General features: G+C 63.5%; 19 protein-coding genes. 9 read left to right on the top strand and 10 right to left on the bottom strand.

Features of this window, described 5'->3' with window-relative positions; translation table 11 throughout:
- Positions 1–26 precede the first annotated feature (26 nt).
- From ACR9ZN_RS32185 to ACR9ZN_RS32195, 3 genes are read left to right on the top strand one after another with little or no spacing between them, the layout of a single operon-like run.
- Positions 27–842, top strand: a complete 816-nt coding sequence (locus ACR9ZN_RS32185) for an oxidoreductase (RefSeq protein ID WP_454813335.1) — start codon at positions 27–29, stop codon at positions 840–842.
- A 48-nt stretch (positions 843–890) separates the two neighbouring features.
- A complete protein-coding gene (locus ACR9ZN_RS32190; protein WP_454813336.1) occupies positions 891–1,892 on the top strand; it encodes an NADP-dependent oxidoreductase in 1,002 nt (333 codons plus the stop codon).
- A gap of 47 nt (positions 1,893–1,939) precedes the next feature.
- Positions 1,940–2,548: an HAD-IA family hydrolase gene (locus tag ACR9ZN_RS32195; RefSeq protein ID WP_454813337.1), complete on the top strand. Its 609-nt coding sequence runs from the start codon at positions 1,940–1,942 to the stop codon at positions 2,546–2,548.
- Here the strand turns inward: ACR9ZN_RS32195 and ACR9ZN_RS32200 are convergent.
- From ACR9ZN_RS32200 to ACR9ZN_RS32210, 3 genes are read right to left on the bottom strand one after another with little or no spacing between them, the layout of a single operon-like run.
- Complete coding sequence (locus tag ACR9ZN_RS32200; RefSeq protein ID WP_454813338.1) at positions 2,545–2,811, bottom strand: hypothetical protein; 267 nt, start codon at positions 2,809–2,811, stop codon at positions 2,545–2,547. The genes ACR9ZN_RS32195 and ACR9ZN_RS32200 overlap by 4 nt on opposite strands.
- Positions 2,812–2,837: 26 nt before the next feature.
- Positions 2,838–3,368 carry a chromate transporter gene (locus ACR9ZN_RS32205; RefSeq protein WP_434955668.1) on the bottom strand — a complete coding sequence of 177 codons (531 nt, stop codon included), beginning with the start codon at positions 3,366–3,368 and terminating at the stop codon, positions 2,838–2,840.
- On the bottom strand, positions 3,368–3,931 hold the full coding sequence (locus ACR9ZN_RS32210; RefSeq protein ID WP_481274152.1) for a chromate transporter: 564 nt from the start codon (positions 3,929–3,931) through the stop codon (positions 3,368–3,370). Before ACR9ZN_RS32210 ends, ACR9ZN_RS32205 begins: the two co-directional genes overlap by 1 nt.
- A gap of 104 nt (positions 3,932–4,035) precedes the next feature.
- On the opposite strand from ACR9ZN_RS32210, the gene ACR9ZN_RS32215 reads away from it, so the two are divergent.
- Entirely contained in the window at positions 4,036–4,938 is a 903-nt protein-coding gene (locus ACR9ZN_RS32215) for a LysR family transcriptional regulator (RefSeq protein WP_481274153.1), read from the top strand.
- Positions 4,939–4,955: 17 nt separating this feature from the next.
- Here ACR9ZN_RS32215 and ACR9ZN_RS32220 read toward each other — a convergent pair whose 3' ends face one another.
- The 4 genes from ACR9ZN_RS32220 to ACR9ZN_RS32235 form a co-directional block, all read right to left on the bottom strand.
- The gene (locus ACR9ZN_RS32220; protein ID WP_454813340.1) at positions 4,956–5,699 is read right to left on the bottom strand and encodes an SDR family oxidoreductase; all 744 of its coding nucleotides are present in this window, start codon (positions 5,697–5,699) and stop codon (positions 4,956–4,958) included.
- Positions 5,700–5,819: 120 nt separating this feature from the next.
- A complete protein-coding gene (locus ACR9ZN_RS32225) occupies positions 5,820–7,091 on the bottom strand; it encodes a sugar ABC transporter permease (protein WP_441773796.1) in 1,272 nt (423 codons plus the stop codon).
- The gene (locus tag ACR9ZN_RS32230; RefSeq protein WP_481274415.1) at positions 7,088–7,897 is read right to left on the bottom strand and encodes an ATP-binding cassette domain-containing protein; all 810 of its coding nucleotides are present in this window, start codon (positions 7,895–7,897) and stop codon (positions 7,088–7,090) included. Before ACR9ZN_RS32230 ends, ACR9ZN_RS32225 begins: the two co-directional genes overlap by 4 nt.
- A gap of 233 nt (positions 7,898–8,130) precedes the next feature.
- Positions 8,131–9,201, bottom strand: a complete 1,071-nt coding sequence (locus ACR9ZN_RS32235; RefSeq protein WP_481274154.1) for an ABC transporter substrate-binding protein — start codon at positions 9,199–9,201, stop codon at positions 8,131–8,133.
- 667 nt (positions 9,202–9,868) lie between these two features.
- On the opposite strand from ACR9ZN_RS32235, the gene ACR9ZN_RS32240 reads away from it, so the two are divergent.
- On the top strand, positions 9,869–11,266 hold the full coding sequence (locus ACR9ZN_RS32240) for a glycerophosphodiester phosphodiesterase family protein (protein WP_454813343.1): 1,398 nt from the start codon (positions 9,869–9,871) through the stop codon (positions 11,264–11,266).
- Positions 11,267–11,372: 106 nt separating this feature from the next.
- Positions 11,373–11,753: a hypothetical protein gene (locus ACR9ZN_RS32245; RefSeq protein WP_434955676.1), complete on the top strand. Its 381-nt coding sequence runs from the start codon at positions 11,373–11,375 to the stop codon at positions 11,751–11,753.
- Between the two features lie 27 nt (positions 11,754–11,780).
- On the opposite strand, the gene ACR9ZN_RS32250 is transcribed toward ACR9ZN_RS32245, so the two are convergent.
- A complete protein-coding gene (locus ACR9ZN_RS32250; protein ID WP_454813344.1) occupies positions 11,781–12,308 on the bottom strand; it encodes a DUF1697 domain-containing protein in 528 nt (175 codons plus the stop codon).
- Positions 12,309–12,453: 145 nt separating this feature from the next.
- Positions 12,454–12,936, bottom strand: coding sequence for a MarR family winged helix-turn-helix transcriptional regulator (locus tag ACR9ZN_RS32255; RefSeq protein WP_454813345.1), 483 nt, complete (start codon positions 12,934–12,936; stop codon positions 12,454–12,456).
- A 44-nt stretch (positions 12,937–12,980) separates the two neighbouring features.
- On the opposite strand from ACR9ZN_RS32255, the gene ACR9ZN_RS32260 reads away from it, so the two are divergent.
- On the top strand, positions 12,981–14,495 hold the full coding sequence (locus ACR9ZN_RS32260; protein ID WP_481274155.1) for an FAD-dependent oxidoreductase: 1,515 nt from the start codon (positions 12,981–12,983) through the stop codon (positions 14,493–14,495).
- A gap of 80 nt (positions 14,496–14,575) precedes the next feature.
- On the opposite strand, the gene ACR9ZN_RS32265 is transcribed toward ACR9ZN_RS32260, so the two are convergent.
- The gene (locus tag ACR9ZN_RS32265) at positions 14,576–16,564 is read right to left on the bottom strand and encodes an ABC transporter substrate-binding protein (RefSeq protein ID WP_481274156.1); all 1,989 of its coding nucleotides are present in this window, start codon (positions 16,562–16,564) and stop codon (positions 14,576–14,578) included.
- 501 nt (positions 16,565–17,065) lie between these two features.
- Between ACR9ZN_RS32265 and ACR9ZN_RS32270 the strand changes: the two genes are divergently transcribed.
- Together ACR9ZN_RS32270 and ACR9ZN_RS32275 are read left to right on the top strand one after the other, a co-directional pair.
- Positions 17,066–18,850: an MFS transporter gene (locus ACR9ZN_RS32270; protein ID WP_434955680.1), complete on the top strand. Its 1,785-nt coding sequence runs from the start codon at positions 17,066–17,068 to the stop codon at positions 18,848–18,850.
- Positions 18,851–18,996: 146 nt separating this feature from the next.
- Positions 18,997–23,766 carry a DUF3320 domain-containing protein gene (locus ACR9ZN_RS32275; RefSeq protein WP_481274157.1) on the top strand — a complete coding sequence of 1,590 codons (4,770 nt, stop codon included), beginning with the start codon at positions 18,997–18,999 and terminating at the stop codon, positions 23,764–23,766.
- The last annotated feature ends 63 nt before the right edge of the window (positions 23,767–23,829 follow it).

The following is a 23,829-nucleotide window of genomic DNA, read 5'->3' on the forward strand; positions in this document are numbered from 1 at the left end:
CCACGATAAAATGAAGGCCGAACCTGATGAGCAAGACAGAACGCGGCATTGCCCTGGTCACGGGGGCCTCCTCCGGCATCGGGCTGGTGACCGCACAGGCGCTGCGTCGCGATGGCTACCGTGTCTTCGGCACCAGCCGAAAGCCGATGCCCGACACTGCGGACGGAATCACGATGCTGATCTGCGACGTAACCAGCGATGCCTCCGTTCAGAGCCTCGTCGACGAGGTCCTGAGCCGCGCAGGGCGGATCGATCTTCTGGTGAATAACGCTGGTCTCGGCCTCCTAGGGGGCGCTGAGGAATCCTCGGTTGCACAGGTGCAAGCTCTGTTCGACGTCAATCTGTTCGGCGTCATCCGCATGACCAATGCCGTGTTGCCGTCGATGCGGCGGCACGGCAAAGGACGCATCATCAACATCGGCTCGATCTTGGGCCTCATACCTGCGCCATATGCGGCTCATTATTCAGCGGCAAAACACGCAATCGAGGGCTATTCGGAATCACTGGATCACGAGGTTCGTGTCTTCAATATTCGCGTCTCGGTTATCGAGCCGGCGTTCGTCCGCACTGTCTTCGACCAGAATGGGATTAAGCCGGATTCCATCTTGAATGAATATGATGGCGCTCGAGCTGGCCTCGACGCGCTCCTTCGCGACGTGATGCCTAAAGCCGATCTGCCAGATGTCGTGGCCGCTGTGGTGGTCAAGGCCGCGACCGACGCCCGTCCGCGACGCCGCTATACCGCTGGCAAGGCGGCGCAGCAGATCGGCATACTGCGCCGGTTTGCCCCTTCAGATGTATTCGACAAGAGTTTGCGCAAACAGTTTCGTTTGCCGGTCTGACAGCATTGCTCGGTCTGCCTGCTTTCCATAGAAACGAAAGTCAATCTAATGAGATCATTCCTGATTGACCGCTACACGAAAGGCGGTGTTCTGCGGCTCAGCGAAAGTCCCGAGCCAGCGTTGCTTGCGAATGACGTCATGGTGGAGATTCAAGCTGCCGGCGTGAACCTCCTCGACAGCAAGATCAGGAACGGGGAGTTCAAGTTGATCCTGCCCTACCGCCTTCCCCTGGTGCTGGGCAACGATGTAGCGGGCGTGGTGGTGCGGGTCGGGGCCAATGTCCGGCGCTTCAAGCCTGGCGACGAGGTCTACGCACGTCCGGCCCAGGATCGCATCGGGACTTTTGCCGAGTATATCGCCATGGACGAGGCCGATGTAGCGATCAAGCCGAACAATCTGAGTATGATCGAGGCTGCATCCATTCCGCTTGTCGCCCTGACGGCCTGGCAGGCGCTGGTCGAGCGGGCCGAGTTGCAGAAGGGGCAGAAGGTTCTGATCCATGCCGGCTCGGGCGGTGTGGGCACGATCGCGATCCAGCTTGCCAAGCATCTGGGAGCTCATGTGGCCACGACCACGAGTACGGCCAATATCGCTCTTGTGAAAAGTCTCGGCGCGGACGTCGTGGTCGACTACAAGAAGGATGATTTCGAGAAAGTGCTGCGGGGTTATGACGTCGTGCTGAACAGCCTTGGGAAGGATACGCTGGAAAAATCCCTTGCTGTGCTAAAGCCGGGCGGCCAGCTGATCTCGATTTCTGGTCCGCCGGATACGGACTTCGCGAGACAGAATGGCTCGGGCTGGCTGCTTCAACAGGTCATGCGCCTGCTGAGCTCCAGTATTAGGAGAAAATCGAGACGGCAAAAAATCAGCTATTCGTTTCTCTTTATGACAGCCAACGGCGGGCAACTTGGTAAGATCACTTCCCTGATCGAGGCGGGCGGCATACGCCCGGTAATTGACTCGGTTTTCCCGTTCGAGAGGACCAACGAAGCACTGGACTATGTCGAAACGGGTCGTGCGAAGGGGAAGGTCGTCGTCGCTGTGAAGTGACGTCTGGAGACCAATAGAGGTCAGCGGATTTGAAAGCAGGAAGCATCATGTCGTCTTCGCCGTTCCAAGCGCTCGTCTTCGATCTCGGCGGCGTCGTGGTGGAGCACGACAATGCCGTGCTGTTCGAGCGCCTGGCTTCACGCTGCCATCCCTCTTGGACGCCCGAGGAGGTGGTGGGCTTGTTCCGGCAATCGCGTTGGGGCACGGGAACAGCGATCCGCCTGTTTCACCAGCAATTGGCCGAGGTGGGCGGGTATGAGGCTTCATGGGACGTTTTCGTCGAGGATTGGAGCTGCCATCTCGCCGTCAATCCCTCCATGCTTGCCGTCATGGAGCGCCTGGCAAAGCGCAACCGGGTGATGATCTTCTCGAACACCAATCAAGAGCATTGGGATTTCGTCAAGAAGGCATCGGGCGGCGTACTGGCCGGTTTCGAGCCCTATCTCAGCCATGAGATAGGGCATGAGAAACCCTCGCTGCGCTCCTTCCAGGTGGTGGCCGAGAAGGCCGGCATCGATCCTGCCAGCTCCATCTTCTTCGACGACCTGCCCGCCAATGTGGACGGCGCCCGGCAGGCTGGTTTCCAGGCCGAAGTGTTTCTGGGTGAACCTTGGCTCCTGTCTTACCTGGAAGCCCACGGTGTTGCCTTGGGCTAAGCCTCGAAGTCAGCGACGGATCGGACACCACGCTCCTGCCTCAGGAACCGCCTGCCTGCTTCGGTCACGCCGACCATGGCATTGCCATCGATCCAGTTGCGCGCAACGAAACCTCGATCATTGGCCTCTTCCCACACCGGTAGCCGCGGACACGATGTCCGCCAGGCGTCCATGACCTCGGCATAGGGGCGCTCATTGTGCGACAGCCAGGCCAGGAGGTCGCACAGCAGGGGAACGAGTGTGTCGGATGCCGGTGTTGCCATGATCGAAAAACCTCTTCGTCCTCGCCTCAGAATTGGGCAAGCCCGCTCAGTCCGATCGCGGCGCCTCCTGCCAGTACCAGAAGCGGATGGATGCGCGTCGTCGCGGTGAGCAAGGCGGAAACCGCGATGATGCCGGCCAGCAGCCAGGTCTCGGCGGAGGCTTCGGCGATCACGGAGGCACTCGCCGTGACCAGTCCCACCGTCATCGGCAGCAGGCCCGCCTGCACCTTCTGCCGCCAGGGCCGGTCGCGAAAGCGGTCCCAGAGCCTGAGAGCAACACCGGTGATGAGGGAGGAGGGGCCGAATTTGGCCAGCGAGGTCACCAATACCCCCGGCAATCCGGCGACATGCCAGCCCACGAGCGGCACGATCATCATGTTCGGGCCGGGCGCGGCCTGCGCCAGGGCGAACATTGCGCCGAATTGCTGCGCCGACATCCAGTGATGGATATCGACTACCTGCCGGTGCATCTCGGGCAGGATGGTATTGCCGCCGCCGAAAGCGAGAAGCGAAAGCTCGGTGAAGATCAAAACGAGGCTCAGCAGGGTCGACGCCATCACGCTTTCCTCCAGGCCAGGAGGATGCCGAGGGGGGCCAGGACCAGCATGGTCGCGAGCAGGGGCAGGCGCAGGATGGCGATCGCAAGGAAGCACGCGCAGGCGATCACGATACCAGCGGGGTCGCGCCGCAGCGGACGAGCGACCTTGATCGCCATCGAGACGAGAAGTCCGGCCGCGGCCGCCGAAAGCCCCGCGAAGAGGTGGTGGACATGCGGATCGGCGTAGAAGCGATCATAGAGCACGCCGAGACCGATGACGATTGCCGTCGGAGCGGCGATCAAGCCCAGTAGGGCCGCGCAGGCGCCGGCCACGCCGCGAAAGCGCAAACCGATGGCGACCGACATGTTGATGATGTTGCCGCCTGGCAGGAACTGGCACAGGCCCAGAAGGTCGGCGAATTCCTGCGCGCTCAACCAGCGGCGCTCTTCCACGACCATGCGGCGTGCCAGCGGCAGTACGCCGCCGAAGCCGATCAGGCCCAGAGTGAGGAAACCACCGAAGAGGTCGGCAATGTCGGGGGATCTTCTCTCCATCGGGAGGGAAGGGGTTGCTGCGTCCATGATGATGTCGGGCCTAGCTTCGAGAATTTGCGCTGAGGTTAGGCTTCCCGACCTATCACGTCCAATATATGGTAATGGCAATATTCATATCTAAAGGATATGGCATGATCGAACTACGCCATCTTCGCTATGCCGTGACCGTTGCGGATGAGGGGCATGTGACACGCGCGGCTGAGCGCCTCGGCATCCAGCAGCCGCCGCTCAGCCAGCAGATCCGTGCGCTGGAGCGTGAGGTCGGCGCGCCACTGTTTCAGCGCCTGCCCCGCGGTGTGCGCTTGACCGAGCCGGGGCGGGTGCTGGTGGAGCGAGCCCGGCTCGTCCTGCAGGATGTCGATGCAGCACTGGAGGCGGCGAGAAGGGCGGCGCGGGGCGAACAGGGCAGGCTTGCGGTCGGCTATACGACCTCGGCTGCCTTCCATCCGCTGGTCTCCGCCGTCATGCGCGGGCTGCGGGAGGCGGCGCCCGGTATCGCGCTCTCATTGGAGGAAGGCAGCACGGGCGATCTCATCGAGCTGCTGCGCGCCGATCGGCTGGACACGGCCTTCGTCCGTGCACCGGCCGCGAGCCCCGACGGACTTATCGTGGAGCCTCTCCATGTCGAGGAGATGCTGGTTGCCCTGCCGGACCATCATCCGCTTGCCGCAGCTTCCCTGCGCCGGCAACGCTTGTCGCTCAGCGCTCTTGCAAACGAGACCTTCGTTCTCAATCGCCGGCCCTCCGGCCCGGGCCTCTATGACGACATCATCGCGGCCTGCCGCGCCGCAGGGTTCAGCCCGATGGTAGGGCAGGAAACGCCGCGGATGGTCTCGACGCTGAGCCTGGTCTCGGCCGGTCTCGGCCTCTCGATCGTGCCGGCTTCCATGGCGAAATTGGAGACGAACGGCATCGTCTATCGTCGGCTCGATAAGACGACGCGGCTGGCCGCGCCGCTCTATCTCGCCCGCCGCGAGGATGCACCGAGCCCCGTCTTGGCGAGGTTCCTGGATATGGTACGTCGACAGGCCTGACTCTTGGCATGCCGACGTCAGAGATCGTTGGCCTGGGGGAGGATCACCAGATCACGGATGGTGACGTTGCGGGGACGGCTGAGCATGAACATCACTGCATCAGCCACTTCCGTCGGCTGCATGAGATCGCCGGCCGCCAGGGCCGCGTCGAGCTTGGCCTTGGGCCAGTCGCTGATCAGGGCGGTGACCACGGGTCCGGGCTGGACGGCGCCGACACGGATGCCGTGCTTGGCGACCTGGCGCCTGACCGTATGGACGAAGGCCTGCACCGCATGCTTGGAAGCGGTGTAAACAGGCTCCCACACTACCGGGATCATGCCGGCGACCGACGAGGTGACGATGATGTCGCCGGTCTTGCGTTCCACCATATGCGGCAGCACTTCGCGTATCGTGCGGAAGGCGGCATTGATGTTGAGATTGAGCATGCGATCCCAGGCGTCTGGATCGCCCTCGACGACCTCGCCGCCGATATAGGAGCCGGCATTGGCGTGGAAGATGTCGAGTTGGCCTGTTTTGTCGAGAATCTCAGGCATCATCCGCGACACGCTGGCCGGATCGAGCAGGTTGGTCACCACCGGGATGGCGTTCGGGCCGAGTTCCTCGCAGATCGTCTTGAGGGCATCCTCGGCGCGGTCGACGAAGACGACGCGGGCGCCGGCCGCGAGCAGGGCCTTGGCGCATTCGAGGCCTATGCCCGAAGCTGCGCCGGTGATGGCCGCGACCTTCCCCGAGAAATTCTGGCTGTTGAAATTCTGTTCCATGAACGGCGTCTCCTCGATCAGTTCCGGGACGGCGCATGCCTCCCGCTGGGACTTTGAGTATCTCGGGAAAATGAGCCGGCGAGCTCTTGATCGGTAACAGTTCGCCGGCTCGGGACAGGGTCAGGCGCGGCCGTGGGAGACGCGGGACCTGCGGGCCAGGGAGTCGACGATCACGGCGATGGCGAGCACGGCGCCGGTGATCATGTAGCGCAGCGAGGAGGACAGATCGAGCAGCGTCAGGCCGCTCGAAATCGCCTGGATGACGATGATGCCGAGCAGGGCCGAATAGGCACTGCCACGGCCGCCGAACAGACTGGTGCCGCCGATGACCGCCGATGCGATGGCATTGAGGTTCACCTCGCCAGTGCCGGCCTGCTGGCTGGCGGAAGCCAGGCGCGCCGCGGCCAGGATGCCGCCGATGGCCGCCAGGCCTGCGCAGGTCACGAAGGCGGAGGCATAGATGAAGCGGACATTGATGCCGGCGCGCCGCGCCGCCTCGCGATTGCCGCCGACGGCGGTCATCGAACGGCCCCATTTGGTGCGGGTCAGCGCGTAGTTCATCACCACGACCAGGACGACGAACAAGGTGAACATCCACGGCACGCCGCGGTCCTGGTTGAGATAGAACACCACGAGTTCCAGCGCGACGATGATCGCGGCAGCGCGCAGCAGGATGAAGGCGAAGGGACGGGCGGATAGCCCGGCTTCGCGGCGGCGGGCTGCGGTGCGAAAATCGGCATAGAAGATCACCACGCCGGCGATGGCGGCGAGGGCGTAGGAGATGATGTGAGGCATCACCAAGGTCTGGCCGAAATCCACCACGCCGGAGCCATAAGGCAGGTTGATGGAGCCGGTCGAGCCGAGCAGATAGAGCTGCAGGCCGAGCACGGCGAGCAGGCCCGCCAGGGTAGCGACGAAGCTCGGCATACCGAAACGGTTGAACAGGAATGCGTAGACGGCGCCAATCGCCATGCCCGCCAGGACCGCGGCGGGAATGGCGAGCGCTACCGGCCAGTTCATGTTCACCCACAGCACGCCGAGCAAAGCCGAGGACAGGCCGCTCACCGAGCCGACCGAAAGGTCGATCTCGCCCAGCATCAGGATGCAGACGATGCCGAGGGCGATCACGCCGACTGTCGAGCAGTCGAACAGCAGGTTGACCAGATTGTTGGCCGAGAGAAACACCGGGCTCAGGCTCTGGAACACGATGCAGATCAGGATCAGGCCGACGATCACCGGCAGGAAGCCGAGATCGCCCGAGCGTATGCGTTCCAGGAAGGCGCTGATGGCGCCGCCGATGCTGTCGTCATGCTTCACGCGGACATCGGCGCGGTCGAGCGGCGTTTTGGCGGTAGCCGGTTCAGACCGACTTTGGTCGATGTTGCTGCTCATGGCCGGCTCTCCTGGCTCTGGCTCTGCGTATCCTCGGTGGCGCTCTGTCCCTGAAGCCGCGTGGCGCGCCGGGACACCGAATTCTCCGCGGTGCCGGTAATGGCGCTGATGAGGTCTTGATGAGAATCCTCAGGCGTGAAGACCCCGTTGTTGCGCCCGAGCCGGAGCACCACGATGCGGTCGGCGACGGCGCGGACGTCGTCCATATTGTGGCTGATCATCACCACGCCGAGGCCGCGATCGCGGACGCGCTCGATGAGATCGAGCACTTCGGCGGTCTGTGCGACGCCGAGGGCTGCCGTCGGCTCATCGAGCAGGATGATCCTGGGTTCGAGCAGGAGCGAGCGGGCGATGGCGACAGTCTGGCGCTGGCCGCCGGACAGCGAGGCGATGGGTTCGCGCACGCTCGGAATGCGCGCCGACAATTCGTTCAGCAGCTTCCAGGCCTTGATCTCCATCGAGACCTCGTCGAGCCGGTAAGGTTCGAGTTCGCGACCGAGGAAGATATTGGCGACCGAGTCGAGGTTCTCGCACAAGGCCAGATCCTGGAAGACGGTGGCGATGCCGAGATTGAGGGCGTCGCTCGGCGTCGAGAGCGTCACCGGCTTGCCGTGGAAGGTGATGGTGCCGGAACTGGGTTGGTGGACGCCGGCCAGCACCTTGACCAGGGTCGACTTGCCGGCGCCGTTGTCGCCGACCAGTGCCACCACCTCGCCGGCATGGACGTCGAGTTCGATATCGGTCAGGGCCGATACGGCGCCGAAATGCTTGGAGACATTGCGCAGGCTCAAAATGAGCTCGCCCATGGGCGCGTTGGCCGATGTGGAACTGGGAGAAAGGTCAGTCACGCCGGAATCCTTTCATGTGTGGGATCGGGAAGGCCTGGCTGCTGGAGGGGTTCGAACAGATGCATGTGGCCGTGGCGCCATCCTCCTGCGAGGCAGCATCCTGCGATATCCGTCAATGTATACAGCCGGAGACTGTGCGGGCAGCTGCGATCTCCCGGCCGCTCGGGGCGGCCGGGAGGGCGATGGCATGCTTACTGTGTGATGCCGAGCTTCTTGCAGCCTTCGGCATAGCGTCCGCCGCAGAGCTGATCTGCCGTGGCGATCTTCTTGTCGATGATCTCCGCCTTCAGGTTCTCGGAGGTCACGATGACCGGCACGAACAGCTTGGAGGGCGTGTCGAACAGGGTGGCCTCAGCCTTGGGGGTCTTGCCGCCAAGGAGTTCGAAGGCGACATCGGCGGCGGCGGCGGCGACGATCTCGCTCGGTTTGGAGATGGTATTGTACTGGTCGCCGGCAATGATCAATTGCAGGGCAGCGAGGGTGGCATCATTGCCGGTGACGGGCGGCACAGGGTCGAAGCCGGCCGCCTTGAAGGCTGCGATCGCGCCGCCACCGGTGCCGTCATTGGCAGCGACCACGCCGACGATCTTCTTGCTGAAGCGCGAGATCTGGCCACTGGCCCATTGCTGAGCGTTTGAAGGCAGCCAGTTGGGCGTGTCGAATTCGGCCAGGGTCTTGTAGCCGCCGCTCTTCAGGCCCTCATGGATGCCGTCGCGGATCAGCCGGGCGGCTGCGTCGGTCGGCGAGCCGTTGATCTGCAGCACGCCGGTGTCCTCGGTCGGCGCCTTCGTCGCCTTCAGATGTTCGACCAGGGATTCGGCAATGGCCTTGCCGATCGCCTTATTGTCGAAGGACACGTAGAAATCGGCCTTGGCGTCGGGGATGGGGCGGTCATAGGCGATGACCTTGATGCCCTGGCTCTGGGCCTGCTTGACCATGGAGGCCGCGGCGGCCGAGTCGACCGGATCGAGCACGATGACCTTGGCACCCTGCGTGATCATCGAGTTGAACTGCTGCTGCTGCTTGGAGATGTTGGCGTCGGCGTTCTGGTAGAGCACCTTGCAGCTCTCGCACAGCTTCTTCATCTGGGCGACGAAGCCGGGATGATCATGTTCTTCATAGCGGGTCGAGCCCTGATCGGGCATGAGGAACGCCACGGTGGCGTCCTTGACGGCGGCGTCCTGCGCCAGGGCAGAGGCGCTGCCAAGCAGGGACAGGGCGAGGACGGCGATGCCGGTCGATTTCAAGGATGTGAGTTTCATTCGGGCTTTCTCCCTAGGACTTTATGATTGTTCGAATGATCGATGGTGACGTTGCGCGGCCGAGATTGGTCTGGTGTCCGCCGCGTTCCGGGATGGAGCTTGGCGGTACAACGCATTGGCTGGCCGCAGGGTACCAAGGCGCTGCTATTTTTTGATCGGCGCGTCAGACCCGGCTTGCCGCGGGACCATGGTCAACTGGAAGAAGCAGGGTGATTGGGAGCGCTGGCGCGTGATCCGCGGCGCGTAAAGTCGTTTCGAGCCGGCATGACGTGGATTGGCGATAATGCTCGCAGCGCCTCTCCCGGGCCGGTTTCGGATCCCTGGGCATGACCGTCTCCCCCAAATGCGGCCGGCTTGACCCTGCCGCTCTTGCCGTCGAGCCAATGGCTCTCCAGTCCCATTAAGCTAACCCTTTGGGGAAACTACGTGCCACCACGTTTCACGGGTTGTGGTGATACTTTTTTGATCGCTGAGGCGCAGATCCGGCTGTCTTCCCAGCCGGGGCCCGTTGCGGGTCAAAAATGATGCGTCCGTGTTTCGGCCGGACACGGCACGGCGTGGTTCTCGTCGACTTGCTTCACCGGTCATCCGGTTGTCAGAAAATTACGACAAGAACATAGGGGCGGGCATTCAGGGGCGATGGCGAGCAAAGGGTGGAGATCCGGTCATGAAATTTGGTTGCGCGAGATGGAATGCTCTTGTCGGTGTGGCTTTGCTCGGCGCTGCCGCCGTGGGCATGGCCCCGTCTTCGGCAGTCCTTGCTCAAACCGCTAGCGCACCGACAGGCGCCAAGTCTTTTCTGACCCTCGACGGCAAGCCGCCGCTGGTCATCGGACATCGTGGCCTGCCGGGCCTCGCGCCGGAAGAGACGGAGGCTTCCTATGATCTGGCCGCTGCCCTCGGGACGGATGCGCTGGAAGAGGATCTGCATTTGACCAAGGATTGCGTGCTGGTGGCGCGCCATAATCCCTGGCTGAGCGACAATACCAACGTTGCGGAGGTGGCCAAGACCAATGCTGAGGTCGCCACCCGCAAACGCACGGTGCCCGGGGTCACGGTCAAGGTGAAATGGCCCCAGTCGCCGACCAGCGGACCTGCCGAATACCTCACCGACCTGACCGAGCCGGCCAATCCCCAATCGGTGCTGAAGTCCCTGGTTGTCGACGGCGAAGACCATACCAATGATTGGTCGATCACCGATTTCACCATGGCCGAGCTGAAGAATTGGATCGCCGGCACCACCTATGACGCGGCCAATGAGCGGCCGAAGGTGTTCAACGGCAAGTTCCCGATCCTCAGCTTCCAGGAGGTCATCGACATCGCCAAGGCCAAGAGTAAGGAAACCGGACGCCCGATCGCCGTCTATCCGGAAACCAAGAACCCATCCTGGAACAATGCGCAGGCCATCGCCAATGGCTGCGGCGCGCCGGGCAGCCGTCCGCTCGAAGATGCCCTGATCAAGATCATCAAGGACAATGGCCTCAACACCAAGGAAGCCCCCATCCTGGTGCAGAGCTTTGAGCCGAGCAGCCTGAAATATATGCGCAAGCACGGTCTGGAGACCCGGCAGGTCCAGCTCATCGATGGGGATGGCGTCGACTTCAAGACCGGCAAGGTCCTCTATGACGACATCACCAATTCCCGCCCCTTCGATTGGACCGTCTCGGGCGACCCGCGCTGGTTCGACGCCATGCTGAGCCCGACGGGCCTGGCGGAGATCAAGAGCTATGCCGACGGCATCGGTCCCTGGAAGCCTCAGATCGTCTCGCTCAAGATCTCGCCCTGGAAGGAAAGCAATGCCGATGGCACGCCCTTTAAGGGATCGACGCCTGATGCTTGGACCCAGGACCCGACCAGCCTCGTCGCCGACGCGCACAAGGCGGGCCTGTTCGTGCATGTCTTCACTTTCCGGAACGAGAAGAAATATCTGGCCGCCGACTATCGCGGAGATCCGAGCCTGGAATATCTGAAGTTCTTCCGCCTGGGCGTGGATGGCGTCTTTACCGATTTCACCCATACGGGCGTCGGTGCCCGCGCCGCGTATCTGCGCGAACTCGGTTGGTAGGAAACCGCCATCACAAATCCGTATGAAAGCGGCAATGTCGGCGTAATCCCGATCTAGCAAGATCCCCGAGCGCGGGCGGAACGGCATCGCGCTCTGGACCTTCGACATGCGGATCTATTTCCTCTGCCTTTGGCTGCTCGCTCCCTTGGCTGCCCTGCCGGTGCTGGTTTCCACGCCCAAGCCGGTGACGGTTGTTGCCAATCCGTGGCAGGACCTCCTGATGCTCGAGGTCATGGCGACCGAAACGATCGCGCTGGCTTCGAAGGAAGATCTGGAGGCCGCCGAGAAGCGGATCGGCGATTTCGAGGCGGTCTGGCAAAATGCCGAGATCCATGTGAAGCCCTGGGACGGCAGGCTTTGGCGGCTGATCGATCAGGCGATCATGCGGGCAGGCGCGGAATTGCGTGGCAGCGAGCGCAGCCCGGTCCGAGCGCGGGCAGCCCTGTCGAGCCTGCTGGCTGCCTTGAACAGCCGGGTGGGTGGATGATGATTTTGGCTGTCTTGCGCAGCAACGTTACACGGCCAGTTTCAAGACCGTGTTCCAGTTGCGGCCGGTCACCAGCGTACCGAGATGGCGCTCGATCAGCTTGGTGGTGAGCTTGGAGCGGCCGATGCCGTCCGGGTAATGGGCATAGAGGCAGCGCTCACCGGCGGCGATGCGTTCGCGCCCCTGGATCGCCGCGCGCAAGGAAGCGAGCGCGGGGCCGGCAATCTCGCCCTTGCTGGGAAGGGCGAGCAACTGGGCGGGGTGCGCTTCCGCCTCGATCTGGAAGGGATTGGCTGCGATCAGGGCCTGCCATTCCGGCATGGTGCGGATCATGAAGGCGGCCGGGACGCCGAAGCTCTCGGCGACAGCCTGTTCCCAGTGCTGCTCCAGATCCGGCACCGCTGCCTCGCCGGCCTCGAAGGTGAGGTTCCCGCTTTGCAGCAGGGTTGTGACCCCGATGAAGCCGAGGCTTTCGCCGAGGGCGCGCAGTTCGGCCATCTTGATCGTCGAGTTTCCCCCGACATTGATGGCGCGGAGCAAGGCGATGTAGCGCATGATCGGGCCCTCGATCGGGGAACGCACGATGTCGGGCTATAAGCCAGACTCGATGCAATTGGGGGGATGATATCGGCGATTTCAGCACTGGCTTCGTGTGTGCGGTCAAGCCAATTCGATCATGGAGTGGCAGGTATCCCGTAGGTCATTCCGGGGAAGTCGCCGTGATGTCGTCCGCAAATCTGCGCATGAGCCGCACGAGTTCGCTAAAGTCGCTGTCCTCCCATCCGGCAAAGATCGCACGGCCCATCTTCTCGCGAGCGGCATCGACCAGATCGGTCATCGCCTTGCCTTTGGGCGTGATGGTCGCCTCGCGAATACGTCGATCGGCAATGCTGCCCTGACGATCCACCAGGCCGAGGCTCTCCAGTTTTGCCACCTGCCTGCTGACTGTCGTGTAGTCGCGCCCCACGCGGTCGGCCAGTTCCACCACGCCGATCGGGCCGAGCCGCTCCACCATGACCAGCAACGGAAACAGAGCGCGATCGAGAGAGATGCCGGCTGCCCGCACCATCGCCTCGTCACGCTGGGGGCGGTTCATCACGCTGACGATGTCAACCAGAGCGCCGTGAAGCTCGCGCAGCAGCGAGCTAATATGTGTATTTTGCACATTGTTGGTTGACGGCATATTCGGTCTCCTATTATGTGCATATTACACATATGGAGCAGGCCATGACAAAGCATTTTGCAGTTGACGTTCTCATTTGCGGGGCAGGGGCGGCTGGGTTGACGCTGGCTATCGACCTCGCGCGGCGTGGGGTGTCCTTCCGGCTGATCGAAAAAATGGACAAGCCGTTCCACGGGTCGCGCGGCAAGGGGATCCAACCGAGAACACTGGAGATCTTCGAGGACCTCGGAGTTTTGGATCGGATCGCGGCGGCGGGCGGACCCTATCCGCGGCAGCGCCACTATCACGATGACGGCAGTCACAGCGATTCCGAGCTCATGGAGCAGCAGGCCCCGATACCGGCCGAACCGTATCGCACCCCATTGATGCTGCCGCAGTTCATGACCGAGAGCATCCTGCGCAAACGTCTTGCAGAATTGGGACATCGCCCTGAATTTGGATCTGAGCTGGTTGGCCTTGACCAGGACGAGGCCGGTGTATCGCTGCAGATCGCCGGCAGGGCGGGCGAAGAGAACATTCGCGTGCGCTGGCTTGTCGGCGCCGATGGCGGCCGCAGTTTCGTGCGCCAGGCGCTCGACCTCGGTTTCCCGGGCAGGACGCTCGGCGTTCGCGCCATCGTCGCCGACGTTTCCCTGACTGGTTTGAACCGGGATGTCTGGCATCGTTTCGGGGACAAGGACATGCAGCGGCAGATCTCGCTTTGTCCGCTCGCGGGAACCGACCTTTTCCAGATACAGGGGCCGGTTCCACTTGAAGGCGACGTCGATCTCTCCGCCGAGGGGCTGAATGCCATGGTCGCCCAACGCACCGGCCGGGACGATATCCAGGTGGGATCCGTCTCCTGGGCCTCGGCTTTCGCCATGAACGCCCGGCTGGCCGATCAGTATCGCGTCGGCAGCATATTCCTGGTTGGAGATGCGGCGCATACTCACCCTCCGACCGGCGGGCAGGGGCTCAATACCAGCGTTCAGGATGCCTATAATCTCGGCTGGAAGCTGGCAGCTGTTCTGGCTGGCGCCCGCGACCAGCTGCTCGACACCTATGAGGAGGAGCGGCGCCCTGTAGCCGCAGCCATGCTCGGCCTTTCGACAAGTCTGCTGGATGATCTCAAGCGCGGCGAGATACGGCGTGGCCGCGAGACGCAGCAGCTCGACATCGGCTATCCCAAGTCGTCGCTGGCGATCGAGCGGCCGACACGACAGGGTGGCGTGCTTGCGGGGGATCGTGCGCCGGATGCCCCGGTCCGGGGCGCGGCCGGTCAGGCCCTGCGCTTGTTCGACCTGTTCAAGGGACCGCACTGGACGTTGCTCGTGTATGAGGGCAATCCAGCAGCCCTGCCGCCGCGTCGCGGGCTGCATATCCACGGCATCGGCGAGCAGGGCGATATCGTCGATCACGCCGGCCATGTCGGCGGCATCTATGCCCTCACGCCGGGAGACTGGGTGCTCGTGCGGCCCGATGGCTATGTCGGGGCCATCCTTGCTTCTTCCGAAGTGACGCTGCTGGAGCGCTATCTTGAGGAGGTGGGCCTCGGCCGGCCGGAACAAGCGCAGCCATGACCCATGGCAGTACAAGGGCGAGCCGGTCGGGGTCGGCCAGCCCGGCCGGCCGCACGGACCTCGCCGCCCCGGCCAAGGCCTTATTGTGGTGAGACGAAGAAGAAATCCGCGGGTGGCAGCGAGCCGTAGACATAGGGTTCCTGCCGGTTGCCCGTGATATCGAGCACGTCCTGCCGGACGAAGCGGAAGATCTTGTTGATCTCCACGCCCGGCTCGACCAGGCGCTTGGCAAGGGAGAGGGCGAAGGGGCTGTTGGCCTGATCGCCGTCGGCGGCCGTCGTACCTTCCTTTGCAGAATAAACCACCAGGGTGGCGCCGGCCGGCTCAACGCGCGAAAGCCCGCGATCGATCGAACGGCTCGCCACGCTCAGCTTCATCTGAGCGATGAAGGGATTGTTGCGACAGGCATCGAGCACCACCAGCTTGAGCTTGCGCGCACCATCGAGCGAACTCATCACCCGCTCCAGCGGGACGGCCTCGTCAGGAACGTCGCGATCGGATTCGAGTACGGCGTCCAGCGGGATCAGATAGTTCTTGTTGTCCACTTCGATGCCGTGACCGGCATAGTAGATGACGGCCCAGTCCGATTGGTCGGCCTTGCGCGCAAAGGCTTTCAGCGCCGCGATCATGCCGGCGCGATCGAGGTCGTGCGCAACCGTGACGTCGTCCACTCCGGTCTGGCGCAGCGCCTGCCCGATAAGGTCGGCATCGCGCAGGGTGTTCGGCAGCTGGGACACCGAACGGTAGGCCGAATTGCCGATGACCAATGCGACGCGGCGAGGCGCTTGGCCGGCGGTGGCGGCGGTCGTGTTGGCAACAGGAGCAGTCTTGACGATGGGAGTGGTTTTGGCAACGGCAGGCGTCTCGATAACAGGCGCGGGCTTGGACGCGTCCTGCGCCGTTTCGATCGTATCGCCGGCATTTTCCGGCAGGGCGTCGGCGACCGCAAGCGGGGCCTGCGGTTCGACCGGCTCATAGGTGATAGTGTCGTCGCCACCCTTCTGCCAGCGATAGACGATCAGATCGGGCGTGGTACGGTCGCCCTTGGCGTCGAAGGCGATGTCGCCGAGTACGGTGTGGAATGCCTCGCCACCATGCATCACCTCCGCCATGCGCTGCGGATCGGGCGTTCGGGCCTGTTTGGCCGCCTGCTGGAAGACCTGTACCGCGGCATAAGCATAGAGTGCGTAGCCTTCCGCGAGGTCGGGTGCGGTACGGATGACGTCGGCGGCCGCGGGGTTCTTGCCGGGCTGGGGAGAGAAGGTCATCAGCGTGCCGATCACGGCATCGCCGCCGATGACGGGAAATTCGCTGCCGGCCAGGCCGTCGCCGGAAAACAGCAAGGTCCTTTGGCCTCGTTGGCGCAATTGCCTGAGAATAAGGCCTGCCTCGGTGTAAAGGCCTCCCCAGAGCAGGAGATCGGCTCGTGCCTTGCTCAGTCGGTCGACGATGGCGGAATAGTCCTTCTCGCCGACATCGACGCTGGCCTCCAGCACCGGCTTGAACCCCGCTCGTACGAAGGCATCGCGGGCGCTATCCGTCAGCAACCGGCCATAGGTGGTTTTGTCATGCACGATCGCCACCCTCTTGCCCTTGAAGTTCTTGGCGGCATAGTCGGCCCAGACGCCACCATGGCGATCGTCGCGGCCAGCGACACGGAAGACGTTCCACAGGCCGCGCTCGGTCACCTTCGGATTGGTGGCTGAGGGGGAAATCAAGAGCATGCCGTGCTCGGCATAGACCTCGGAGGCCGGAATGGTGACGCCCGAGTTGAAATGCCCCACCACCAGCTTGACGCCCTGCGACGCGAGCTTGTTGGCGGCCGCCACGCCCTGTCGGGGATCGGAAGCGTCGTCGGCGATGACGATCTCCACCCGCTGCCCGGCGATGCCGCCCTTGGCGTTCATGGCCGCCACGGCCGCCTCGGTGCCCTTTCGCATCTGTTCGCCGAAGCCGGCGTTCGGTCCCGTCATGGGGCCGGCCACGCCGAGCTTGATCTGGGCCCCTGCCGGTGTTCCTGTCGAAAGGCCTATCGCCAGGAGCAGGCAGGTCAACCAGGCCATCCGCATAGCGGGTTCCTTTCGGTGTTCGGAATAACCTCAACTATAGGTTGTAGCGTATGATACGGCATCGCACCCGGCAGCGACAATCATCTCGGTAACACGTAGCGGCCGAGGCAGGATGGTCCGGCCTGGGACAAGAAGGGCACAGCCGCGCGCGGGCCTTTCGGCATCGTGTTCTTGGTGGTGTAGCATTGGGGCGGCGAGCAAGATGCCCGGCCCGGGGAGCCAAACGCCTTAACGTTGCTAAGTATAACTTGAATCACGATTTGACGCTGCCAAGTAACTATGAAACCGTCAGAGCTTGAGGTGTGCGGTTTTTCCGGACAGAGTCGCCGGCGCGCGCCGAAGCTTGATTGAACAGCGTGATGATCGTCTGAGGAAGCCTGCGCTTCAGGCATCGTCCACCGGCACGACAGCCGACAACGGACCGGATCAACGGCCGATGAGGAAACAAGACATCCGGCACGGGTTCGCTGGGCTGCGCCCGGCCGGCGGGGGAGAGCATCGATGTCAGTCAGTACGGCAAGTGTGGACCCTTCGGCGCCGATGAGCAGGGAAGACAAGAAGGTTATCTTCGCCTCTTCTCTAGGCACGGCTTTCGAATGGTATGATTTCTTCATTTATGGTTCATTGGCGACCTATATTGCCGCCCATTTCTTTTCTTCGCTCAGCGAGACTGCAAGCTTCCTCGCCACGCTGCTGGCCTGGGCGGCGGGCTTCATCGTCCGGCCCTTCGGCGCTCTCGTCTTCGGTCGCGTGGGCGATCTGGTCGGACGTAAATATACCTTCCTCGTCACCATCACGCTGATGGGCGCTTCGACCTTTCTGGTCGGCCTGCTGCCCAGCTACGCGTGGTGCGAACAAAATCTCGGCGTCGGCGCCATCGCGCCCACCATTCTGATTGCGCTGCGTATCGTACAGGGCCTGGCTCTCGGTGGCGAATATGGTGGGGCCGCGACCTATGTGGCCGAACATGCGCCCGCCAACAAGCGGGGCCTTTATACGGGCTGGATCCAGGCAACGGCGACCGGCGGGCTCCTGCTCTCGCTGGTCATTATCCTGTTGATCCGGCAATACATGTCAGAGGCGGCCTTCAGCGCCTGGGGCTGGCGCATCCCCTTCTGGATCTCGATCATCCTGCTGCTGGTTTCGGTGTGGATCCGAATGCAGCTCGCCGAGAGCCCGTCCTTCGTCAAGATGAAGGAGGAGGGGGCAACCTCCAAGGCGCCGTTGAGCGAAGCCTTCCTGAAGTGGTCCAATCTCAAGATCGGCCTGATCGCTTTGTTCGGCATGGTCGCGGGCGAGGCCGTGGTCTGGTATTCGGGGCAGTTCTACGCCTTGCTGTATCTGACCAAGACCTTGCGCGTAGACCTGACCACTGCCTCGCTGTTGCTGGGCGTTGCCCTCGTCGTCGGCCTGCCACTTTTCGTGTTCTTCGGCTGGCTGTCCGACAGGATCGGCCGCAAATGGATCATGCTGCTGGGCTTCCTCCTGGCAGCGGTGTTCTATCAGCCGATCTTCAAGGCCATCACGCACTACGCCAATCCGGCGCTCGAGACGGCGCTCGCCAAATCGGCCGTCACCGTCACCGCCGACCCGGCCGATTGCTCGGTGCAGTTCGACCCGATCGGCACCGCCAAGTTCACCTCCTCCTGCGACGTCGCCAAGAATTTCCTGGCTTCGAGCTCGGTGTCCTACACCAACGAGGCGGCCGCACCGGGAACGCCGGCATCGGTGAAGATCGGCGATACGGTGATCCCGTCCTATGTCGCGACGGGGCTTGATGCCGCCTCTGCCAAGGCCAAGAAGGCCGAGTTCACGACGGCGCTCTACAAGGCCTTGAAGGATCACCAATATCCTGTGTCGGAAAAGCAGGCGCCTGTGAAGGATGCCAGCGGTGCCGTCGTCAAGAACCCGGATGGTACCGACAAGACCGCCACCACCTATGCCATGGCGCCGGCCGATCCGGCCGGGATCAACAAGCCGATGCTGGCTTTGATGCTGATCACGCTTATCGTCCTGGTTACCCTGGTCTATGGCCCGATGGCGGCGGCCCTGGTGGAACTCTATCCCACCCGCATCCGCTATACCGGCATGTCCTTGCCCTACCATATCGGCAATGGCTGGTTCGGTGGCCTGGTACCCTTCGTGATCTTCGCCATGGTTGCGGCCAGCGGGGATCTCTATTACGGCCTGTGGTATCCGATCGTCGTCGCGGCGGTGGGCTTCATCGTCGGCATGCTCTTCGTGCCTGAAACCAAGGATCGAGATCTCGACAACATCCCGTCCTGATCGCCTCGCAACACGACAGGAAACGGCGCGGCGCCTCGGTGTCGCGTCGTTTCCTTTTTGGTGAGGTATTTCGCGCCAACCAGCGGTGTCACGCTGGAAAATCGAACCTCCGCGAGTATAAACTGGCCATGGAGGGGTTCGAATCAATGTCTGACAATTTGGTGCGCAGGCGCCTGCTGGAACAGCGGCAGGCTCTGCTCGATCTTGGCCTGCGCAATCGGCTGATCAACCTGCCGATGCGGACCAAGGGCGTGCGCACCATCGAAATCGTCGAGGCGAGGGCCCCCGAGACCTATGAACTGCTGGCGGCCGGCAAGGCGCTCACTTTTCTGCCCGGACGCGAGCCGGAAGAGGCAGCACAGGGCGAACTGGCCATCGAGGAAATAACCGCCGCTCCGCCGGCGGCCCCGGTGGACGCCAGACCGAGCAGCGAGGCCGTGGCACCGGCACCCAACCGGTTGCAGACCCGCCTGGCCGCCGAGGCCCTCCAGAAGCGCTTGTTCGATATCTGGTACGATGCCCGCACCATCGAGGAGGAGCAGGGCGTCAATATTCTCTACCTCGCCTTCGGCCTGCTGCGCTGGTACGAGGACGATAAATCCGACATCGCGCGCCATGCCCCGCTCGTGCTCCTGCCGGTGCGTCTCGAGCGTTCCAGCGCCGCCGAGCGTTTCAGCCTGCGTGCGCGGGGTGAGCCAGCTTCGCCCAATCTGTCGATTCAGGCCAAGTTGCGTGGCGATTTCGGCCTGGTGATCGAGGATTTTCTCGATGAGGACGAAGTCGATATTCCCGCCTATGTCACCGAGATCGCCAGGACGGTTTCCGGCAAGGCGCGCTGGGAGGTGTTGCCGGATGCGATGGTGCTCGGCTTCTTCTCCTTCGCCAAATTCCTGATGTATCGCGACCTCGATCCGGACAATTGGCCTGACGGCAGCGCCATCCACGACCATGGGCCGGTGGCGGCCCTGCTGGGGGAGGGCTTCGAGGCCCATGAGCCGATCGTTCCCGATGGTCAGCCCATCGATCCGGTGATACCGCCGCCGGCGCTCAATCACGTGCTGGACGCCGATTCATCCCAGGCCGTCGCCATCGAGGAAGTGCTGCGCGGGCGCCATCTGGTGATCAAGGGGCCGCCGGGCACCGGCAAGAGCCAGACCATCGCCAACATCATTGCAGGTGTCGCCCTGCAGGGCAGGAAAGTGCTGTTCGTGGCGGAGAAGATGGCGGCGCTGGACGTGGTGCATCGGCGGTTGCGCCAGGTTGGGCTCGGGCCGATGACGCTCGAATTGCACTCGACCAAGGCCAATAAGCGCCTGCTCCTGGAGGAGTTGCGGCGAACGCGCGAGCTTGCCCAGAAAGCGGCCGTCCAAGATCCTGGCGTGACTTTGCGCCTGGCCGAGACCCAGGCTGATCTTAACCGGCATGCGACGATGCTGCATGAACCGATAAGGCCGAGCGGTATCAGTCCCTATCGGCTGCTGGGCCAGCTTGTCGCCCTGCGTGAGGCGGGTGGGCTCGCCGGCTTTGCCGTCGAGGGCGCCAGCCAGTGGACGGGCGAGCAGGCGCGCACCAATCGGGAGTTGATGGCGGAGCTCGCCGAGCGCCTCGCCACGGTGGGGGACCCTGCCACCAGCATCTGGCGCGGCGTAAGGCGCGATGCCATCGATCCGGCCGAACTCGAACGCCTTGCCGGCCTGATGCGCAGCGTCGAAGCGGATCTGGAAGCCGTGGGAGAGGCCGCAACCGGCGTCATCCAGGATTTCGGGCTCGAAGTCGTGACGATCCGCGATCTCGATGCCGTCAGGCGCACCACCTGCGCGGCATCGTCGCTGCCCGCCCATGCCGACCGGCACCTTCTCGCCCAATCGCTATGGCGTGATGACGCCGGCACCCTCGGCGAACTGGTCGCTCTGGGACGGGCCCATTGCAAGGTTATCGAAGCGATGGCACGGGTCTACCGGGCGGAAGCCTGGACGGCGGATCTGCGGCCGATCCGCGAGGAACTTGCCACGCGCGGCGCGTCCTTGCTGCGCTTCTTCTTCGGGCGCTATCGCAGTGCCAAGGCCCAGTTCAAGGCCTTGCTCGCCATCGAGATGCCCGGCGATCTCGCCAAGCGGCTCCAGCTTCTCGACGGCATGATTTCGGCGCAGGACCTTCGCCGCCGTTTCGAGAGCCAGAAAGATTTGGGCGCGCGCGCCTTCGGCGCGCTCTGGGCCGGCGACAAGTCCGACTGGGACAAGCTGCAAGCCATCACCGATTGGTGGCGGGACCATCGCCATCCCGCGCTCGCGCGTGATTTCCTGGAACGGCTGGCTGCCCGGCCGCGCGGCCGTGACCTCGGCGCCATGGGTACGGTGATCGTACAAAGCGTGCCGCGCCTGTTCGAGGATCTGGAGGCACTCAGCAACTTCCTCGATTACGACCTGGAGGGCGGTCACGGCATCGTCGATTGTGCGGACCTGGAGGTTGCGGCCCTCGCGCGGCAACTGCGCCTCTGGCTGGCCAATCTCGAAAGCATCACCCGCTGGATTGCGTTCACCCATCGCTGCCGCGTGGCTGGAGAGGCCGGCCTCGGCGGTCTGGTGGACGGCTTGCTCGACGGCCGTATCCCGGGCGACAGCCTGGTGGCGACCTTCGAGCGAACCTATTACGAGGCCTTGCGCGAGGACGTCTTCACGCGGCACCCCGATCTCAAGCGTTTCGACGGCGAATTGCAGAACCGCACGGTCGAACATTTTCGCTCGCTCGACAGGGCCCGCATCGCCCTGGCGCGCGAGAGCGTGGCCCTCAAGCATTTGCGTGAACGCCCGGCTTCGGCCGGCGGCATCGGGCCATTAGGCGTGCTCAATGGCGAGTTCGCGAAGAAGCGCAATCATCTGCCGATCCGGCAACTGCTCGACAAGGCCGGCCCTGCCATTCAGCAGCTCAAACCGGTGATGATGATGAGCCCGCTCTCCATCAGCCAGTTTCTCAAGCCGGGAGCGCTCGCCTTCGATCTGCTGGTCATCGACGAAGCTTCCCAGGTCGAGCCGGTCGACGCCCTCGGCGCGGCGGCAAGGGCATCCCAGATCGTCGTGGTCGGTGACGAGCGCCAATTGCCGCCGACACGCTTCTTCGCCAAGCTGACCGGCGAGGCGCCTGAGGAGGAAGGGGACGAAGAGACCTTCAAGGCGAGTGATGCTGAAAGCGTCCTTGATCTCTGCCTCGCCAAGGGCATGTCCTATCGCCAGCTCAACTGGCATTATCGCTCGCGGCACCAGTCGCTGATCGCCGTTTCCAATCGCGAATTCTACGATGACCGCCTGCTGGTGGTGCCGAGCCCGCATGCCGGCGGTCGCCTCCCCAGTGGCGGCGCCGGGGGCGCGGAGGCGGTGGGCCTGATCTTCCGCTACCTCCCCAAGGCCGTCTATGATCGCGGCAACAGCCGCACCAATGCCGAGGAGGCCAGGGTCGTGGCGCAGGCGATCATGGCGCATGCCCGCCATCGCGCCTCGCAGTCACTCGGGGTGGCCACTTTCTCGGTGGCGCAGCGCCAGGCCATCCTCAAGGAACTCGAACTGTTGCGGCAAGCCAATCCCACGACCGAGGTTTTCTTCAACCGGGAAGGCAACGAGCCGTTTTTCGTCAAGAATCTGGAGAACATCCAGGGCGACGAGCGCGACGTCATCTTTATTTCGGTGGGCTATGGCCGCAGCGCCGAGGGGTATCTCGCCATGAGCTTCGGCCCGCTCAATCTCGACGGCGGCGAGCGGCGGCTCAATGTGCTGATCTCGCGGGCGAAGTATCGCTGCGAGGTCTTCTCCTCCCTCCGCGGCGAGGATATCGATCTCGCGCGCGCCAATGCGCGCGGCGTCGTGGCGCTGAAGCTGTTTCTCGCTTTCGCCGAGACCGGCCGGCTCGATCAGCCCGTCGAGACCGGCAGGGTGCCCGATTCGGTGTTCGAGGAGCAGGTCGCCAGCCAGTTGCGGGCGCGGGGCCATCAGATCGCGCACCAGATCGGCAGCGCCGGCTTCTTCGTCGACCTCGCGGTGGTGGATCCCGATCGGCCGCAACGCTTCCTGCTCGGCATCGAATGCGACGGTGCCCAATATCACGCCTCGCGGTCGGCCCGTGACCGCGACCGGCTGCGCCAGCACGTGCTGGAAGGGCAGGGCTGGGTGATCCATCGCATCTGGTCGACGGATTGGTATCTGCGCCCGCGGGAGGAACTCGGCAAGGTCGAGGACGCGATCGACCAAGCGAGGGCGATCTGGCGCAAGCGGGATGAGGAACTCGCCGTGTCGGTCGAGCCGGAAAATGGGGCGGAGGAAGAGCCGTTGCCGCCCCCGACCGATGAGCAGCCGGCGGAGCCTGCTGAGGTGCCTGCACCATCCTCGCCCGCGCGTCCCTATGTCGAGGCGCGCCTCAGCATGACGGGCACGGCGGAACTGCACGAGGTGCCGACGGCGCGCATGGCGGCTTATGTGGTCGGCGTGGTCGAGGTCGAGGGGCCGGTGCATGAACAGGAGATCGTGGCGCGCATCCGGGATTCCTTCGGCCTGGCCCGGGCCGGCAACCGGGTGCGCGAAGCGGTGCAGGACGGCATCGACGTCGCTCGCGTCACCAGCAAGATCGTCGGCGGGCCCTTCTACAAGCTGCCTGATGCCCCAGTGGTTCTGCGTGATCGCTCCGTGGTGGATAGCGCCGGCCTCCGGCGTCCCGACATGCTACCCGATGAAGAGGTCGAAGCCGCCTTTCTAGCCGTGATTGCCGCCAATTACGGGGCGCCGCGTGACGCGCTGATCGTGGCGGCGGCTCGCTTGTTCGGCTTTGCGGCAACCAGTTCCGTGCTGAAGGAGCGGCTCGACGACGTGCTGACGGTGATGCTGTTCAAGGGGCAGCTCAAGCTGCAGAACGACCTGATCGTCAGCGGTTGAGGACCTGCTTTCGGCGCTGGCACTCGTCCCGGCCCGAGTCGTTCATCCCGAAAATCCGCATTC

The organism is Labrys sp. HAY1-8F, assembly GCF_056754975.1.